A 5,912-nucleotide genomic window follows, 5' to 3' on the forward strand; every position below is an offset into this window, starting at 1 on the left:
CGCGGGAACACTGCTGGTCAACCGGCTGCCTTATCGGCTGCCGTCCTGATTGCCTGGATGTTCTGCCGATAAGCCTCGACGCTGCCGCCTTTGAAGATGGCGGCGCCCGCCACCAGCACATCGGCGCCGGCAGCGGTGACCAGCGGCGCGGTTTCGGCTGAAACACCGCCGTCGATCTCGATTCGGATCGGCCGGCCTCCGACGAGGGCCTTGACCCGCTTCACCTTGTCGACGATCGCTGGGATGAAGGCCTGGCCGCCGAAGCCCGGATTGACGGTCATGATCAGGATCAGGTCGAGCCGGTCGAGCACGTATTCGACCACGCTTTCCGGCGTCGCCGGATTGAGCGACACACCGGCCTTTTTGCCAAGGTTCCTGATGGTCTGCAGCGAGCGGTCAAGATGCGGGCCGGCCTCGGCATGGACGGTCAAACCGTCGCAGCCGGCCTCGGCGAAAGCGGCCAGATAGGGGTCGGCCGGGGCAATCATCAGATGGCAGTCGAAGAAGGCCTTGGTGCGGTTGCGGATCGCCTTGATCACTGGCGGGCCAAAGGTGATGTTGGGCACGAAATGCCCGTCCATAACATCGAGATGTATCCAGTCGGCGCCGGCTGCCGCTACCGCTTCGACCTCATCGCCGAGTTTGGAAAAATCCGATGCCAGCACCGATGGTGCAATCAGGGTCTTTCTGCTCATGGATGCGGCCTTTCCGAGTGTCCTTCTCGTTGGCCACCCTATCGACTGCCTAATGCGCCGCAGCCGACTTGTCGAGGGTGCAGGCGCGGTCGACGCGCAGGCTGGGACGCGTGCCGTTATCCGCGATCATGCTGCGGCCAATTCCCGCTTGTCCCCACAGCTGCGAAGAAAACCCCGCCGGATTGCTCCGGCGGGGTTTCTGGTCTCGTGTCGAGCAGGTGGTTATTGCTGCTGGAGCTTCAGGATTCTGTCTGGAACCTGGTCCTGCCGCTGTTCGACTTGCGGCCTGCGCCGTGGCAGCACCTGCTGCAGCAGCAGGCCGGGGTTCAGCTCCAGCGACGGTTGTCCGCGGACCGCCCGGCAGTTCGGGTAGCGCCCGATCGTGCCTTCCGGGCAGCGCCTCCTGATGATCGGCTGGCACTGGCCATCGATCATCTGCGAGCCCGGTGCGCATTCCACCTCCTGCCTGCGGCATGCGCCGTTGATCACCTCGGTGCCGCGCGGGCAGACACATTCGCCGCGCTTGTTGTGGACCTGGCCGCGTATGTCGCACTGCTCCTGCGTCGGCTGCTTGCGCCGGCAGGCATTGCCCCGCACCTCGGTACCCCTCGGGCAGACACAATTGCCGTCGGCGTCGTGGACCTGGCCACGGATGGTGCACTGGTCAGGCCTTGGCCGGATCGGGCGGCAGGCGCCGTTTCTGACCTCGTTGCCTTGCGGGCAGACGCAGTCTCCGTCCGCGTCGTGGACCTGGCCACGGATGATGCACTGCTCAGGCTTCGGCCGGATCGGACGGCAGGCGCCATTGCGCACCTCGGTCCCTCGCGGGCAGACACAGTCTCCATCGGCATCGTGGACCTGGCCACGGATCGTGCACTGCTCCGGCTTTGGCTGGATCGGGCGGCAGGCATTGCCCCTGATCTCGGTTCCCCTGGGGCAAACACAATCGCCATCCGCATTGTGGACCTGGCCACGGATAGTGCACTGCTCGGGCTTGTCGGTCCTGACGCACCTGCCGTTCTCGAGCCCGGTTCCGCGTGGGCAGACGCAGCGTCCGTCCTCGGTGCGGATCTGGCCCTCGAGCAGCACACAGCGTTTCGGCTGTTCCGGCTTCGGCACGATACCACCGCCCGGCGAGCACTGGCCGTTGCGGTAGGTGGTGCCTTCGGGGCAAACGCAGCGGCCGGCATCGTTCATGACGAAGCCTTGCGAGCATTCCTTCCTCGTCTCCTGGCTAATGGTGAAGGGATGGCAGGCATAGGCCTTGCTGTGATCGCCCTGCACATTGGTCTGATCGCCGCCAAGCACGTCGCCACCGCCCTGCACCCGTGTGTCGGGAGACAGCACGCCGACGCAGTTCTGGCCGCTGACATTGCCCTGCAGATTGGCCAGGCGGCCGTCGTCGGGAATGACCACGGTGACATGGTGCACCCGGCTTTCGCCGGCGCCGAGCGTCAGGTTGGCAATGCAGGACGCAGGCAAGGTTGCCGGTTCCGGCGAGCAGCCGAAGGGCGGATCGATCGAGGTGATCTCAACGCCTTCCAGCCTGCCGAGACCCTCCACGCCGATCGCATCGCCGATGCGGACCGGCCCGGAGAAGGCGGTCGCTCCTTCATTGGTGATGGTGATCTCGAACGAGCAGGGTTGGCCGAGCCTGCATTCGCGGTCGCCGGTCTTTTCGACACGGATGGTCGAAGAACCGCCGCCCTTGGCGCAGGCCTGGCCAAAGGGATAGACGACGTCGTCGCCCGGCGCAGGCCCATAGGAGCCGCGCGCGCAGTTTTCGAACGCGCCATTCGCCGAGACCGTCACGTCGAAGTGGCGGCTGGTTCCAGGTGTCATGACGGCACCGGGAATCTGGCACGACAGCGCATTGGCCGGAACCGGTCCGCACGCCCATTCCGCGCCGTCGGGGGTGACGGTCTGGATCTGGACGGGCGCGCCGCCGGCCACCAGCGTGGCGGCATCGTTGACCCGCACCGGACCGTTGGGGGCAGCGGTGCCAAGGCTGATGACAGTGATGCGGCAAGAGACGACCGCGGCACCGGCGAGCGAGCCGTTGCACACCTTGGTGATGCGCAGGGTCGGCTTGCCGCCATTGGGATGACGGAAGCGTTCCTTGGCGCAGGCCTTGTTGTTGGTGAGGTCGTTTTCACCGGGGATGGGCTTCACCTCAGCGCAATTCTCGACAGTGTCCGACTGGTAGCCGGCCGGCATGACCGCCTTCACGACGATCGGCGTCGAGGCGCCCGCAGGCAGCGAGATGCCGGCATTGTCGCAACGGAACTGGCCGGGGCCGTTCGGTCCGCATGTCCAGGGCGGGCTCGGCCCGAAGGTCGAGGAGGACGGCGCGCCGCCCGGATAGCTGTCGATCACCGTCAGCGGTCCGTTATAGGTCGATGTGCCGTTGTTGATGATGTCGATCACGAAGGTGCAGATGCCGTCGGCCGAGCAGACCGGGACGCGGGCACGCTTCTTCAGGATCAGGTCGACCTTCTTCTCCACCGGCGGCCGGCAGTCGCGGTCACGGTCGCCGCGCCGGCAGATCGGGATCGAGGCACAGCCGCGATCGTTCGACTGGCTGCCGAACAGCGGCTTGCCGCTGGCGCCATAATTGTAGGTGGCGCAGTTGCGTAAAGCACCGCCTTGCCAGCCTCCGGCCGGCTTGAAGCCGAGCTTGAGGTCGACGGAGGCCCCCGGATTGAGCGTGGTCACCGGATAGGTGCAGGTCATCGGGGTGGTTCCGGGTACGCAGACCCAAGGTGGATTTGGCCCTGAATCGAGCGTCGAGCCGGCCGGCAGCGTCACCTCGTCGAGCACGATCTTGCCGTGGTAGGCTCCGGTGCCGACATTGGTGACCCTGATGGTGAAGTCGCAGCCGCCGCCCATCGTGCAACGCGTCACGTCGGCGCGTTTCTCGACCTTGAGGTCCGGCTCCTTGTCCCTGGGCGGGCACCTCTGGTCACGCGGGATGACGATGTCGATCGTCTGCGTGCAGCACAGGCCCCAGCCTTCCTTCGGACCGGCATAGGTTTCGATGCCGGTGACGATGAGGTGGATGACGTCGCCGGGCGAGGCACCGACGATCTTCCAGTTGAGCACACCGCCGCCCGCCGGCACCAATTGGGTATCGGGGATGATGTTGATGCCGGGCGTGCTCGTCGACACCTGCACCCACTTGCCGCCCATCTCCGGGCCGACCGGCATGTGATAGATGAAGGCGCCGCCGCCGGGCACGCAGTCGACCGTACCGCGTTCCACCTTGAAGCATTCCTTGCCGGGAGGTGGCGGTGGCGGATTGCACTTGGTGACGTCGATCTTGATCGAGGTCTTCACGCCGGTCTTGAAGTCACCGTCGTCGGGCTTGCTCGGATCCTGCGATGGGATGATGGTCCCGGTGCCCGGTCCGGCCGTCACCTTGATCATGCCCTGGTTGTCGACGATCGTCGGCGCGGGAAATGCCGCACGATCGATCTTGGCCGTGATCGCGAAGTTGATCACACGCTCGTTGGCAGCGCCGACGCCGTCGACATCGGACGTGGAGATGCGGAAATCGGAAACCGTGGCAGTATCGTTCGGATTTGCCGAAGTGCTGATCGTTGCACCCGGCAGTGGTCCGCCGGACGAATCCGTGCCGTCGCCGGACACGTTGACGTTGATGATCGCAAGGCCGTGCGGAAGCTGGTCCTTGAAGTCGATCCTGACCTTCTTCAGCCTGGCCTCGAGGCTCGGGTCGGCAAGGCCCTGCGGATCGCCGCGCAAGCCGAAGCTCAGCGAGTAGACGACGTAATCGCAGCCTCTTTGAACGCCTGTCTTGGTGAAGAAAGGCACCACCTGGTCAGGCCTCGGAGTGACGACGCGCGAACTGTCGAGATCGAGCTTCAGCTCCGGGGTGATCGAGGCAGCGTCTTCTGCAAAGCCTTGCACCGGGGTGAACATGGCGACCGCGATACCGGCCGCCATCAGCCAGCGCGCGCCGCGCCTGGCGTATGACAGGGGTTTCATGATCGTCTCCATGACGGTTGTTTGGACGTTCGTTGCGAGCGGGGAGAGTGCGAGATTTTTCATCTTCCCCTCCTCAACGTTCGCAGCTGGCGGCTGGGGTTCTGAGCGGCAAAGTCATCTTGCAGCAAGGGTAATAGCCACCCTTGTCCTTGTCGGACTTCCTGTAGAAGCAGAGCCCGACATCGACTGTGTCGCCCGGATAGTGGCCGGTGATGTCGATCGTGTAAGGCTTGCCGGGCGCATGCGACTGGGATGATGTCACCCCGACGCCTGGCGTCCTGGACTGGACCTTGATCGAATCGCCGCCGAAGCCGGCATGGTCATGGAGATAGAGATCGGCCTCGAGGCCGGAAGGCGTGCAGTAATACTGGACGTCGTCGACGTCGAGACATGGAGGCAGGTTGCCGGGTGGTGGGAAATCCGGCGGGTAGAAGGGGGGCAGGTAGCCGCCCGGGATTTCCTCGTAATAGCCGGCGCGGCCCTCGCAAGGGTGCCAGACGGCAACATCGCCGACATGGCCCTCGACCTCCGGGTCTTCGAAATAACCGTCGAAGTCGACGAACCATGAGCCGAAGGGCGGCACATTGGCCGGCTTGACCAGCTCTTTCGGCGTGATCTGCACACCGTGTACGGCCAGCGGCCCGCCGGCTGCGAGCTGTTCGGCGAGTGAAGGATTGTCGCGCAGCTTGTCGCCCGTGTTGACCAGCGTCTGCGTGCAGACGGAGCTGTCGAGATTGCCGTCGGCATCATAGCCATATTGCAGATCAAGACCGCCGGCCGACTGCCGGTTGCCTTGGGGGAAGCCGACCGCATATTCCTGCGGCACTTCGACCCAGACCGATTCCGTTTCCGGATCGTCCGGGTTCTCCCGGAAATAGCGGATGACCTCGCCTTTACCGGAATCGGCGAACTGGCTGTAATCGTAACGGTTCTCGACCGGACCGCGCTGGGCGAGGTACATGAAGCCGCTATTGTCGAAGGCGATGTCGGTGACGGCGTAGTCCTTGTCGGCCCTGACCGTCAGTTCCCAGCGCGGGTCACCGGCAAAACTGCCGTCGCGAGCGATGCCCACCGACCAGATTTCCGACTTTTCGCCGACCGAATAGTAGAGCCGGCCGCCATGGTAGGAGACACCCCAGACGCGGCGCTCGTCCTGCGTGTAGCCCCAGCTGTCGGGGTCTTCGCTATCGAAGGCGGCACCTTGTATGTCCA

2 protein-coding genes and 1 pseudogene are annotated in these 5,912 nt (G+C 64.7%); all 3 read right to left on the reverse strand.

What is annotated here, in order from left to right; genetic code table 11:
- Positions 1-17 precede the first annotated feature (17 nt).
- A complete protein-coding gene (gene rpe / locus EN925_RS19810) occupies positions 18-695 on the reverse strand; it encodes a ribulose-phosphate 3-epimerase (RefSeq protein ID WP_127384711.1) in 678 nt (225 codons plus the stop codon).
- Positions 696-917: 222 nt separating this feature from the next.
- Positions 918-4,763, reverse strand: a complete 3,846-nt coding sequence (locus tag EN925_RS19815) for a DUF11 domain-containing protein (RefSeq protein WP_127369417.1) — start codon at positions 4,761-4,763, stop codon at positions 918-920.
- Between the two features lie 10 nt (positions 4,764-4,773).
- Positions 4,774-5,912, reverse strand: a pseudogene (locus tag EN925_RS19820) (hypothetical protein); the annotation flags it as partial.

Origin of the sequence: Mesorhizobium sp. M7A.F.Ca.US.006.04.2.1 (assembly GCF_004022915.1) — a bacterium.
GTDB classification, from domain to species: Bacteria; Pseudomonadota; Alphaproteobacteria; order Rhizobiales; family Rhizobiaceae; genus Mesorhizobium; species Mesorhizobium ciceri.

Coding starts and splice junctions, on each gene's coding strand:
- EN925_RS19815 (WP_127369417.1), bottom strand. CDS start 4,763: ATGAAAAATCTCGCACTCTCCCCGCTCGCAACGAACGTCCAAACAACC.
- rpe (WP_127384711.1), bottom strand. CDS start 695: ATGAGCAGAAAGACCCTGATTGCACCATCGGTGCTGGCATCGGATTTT.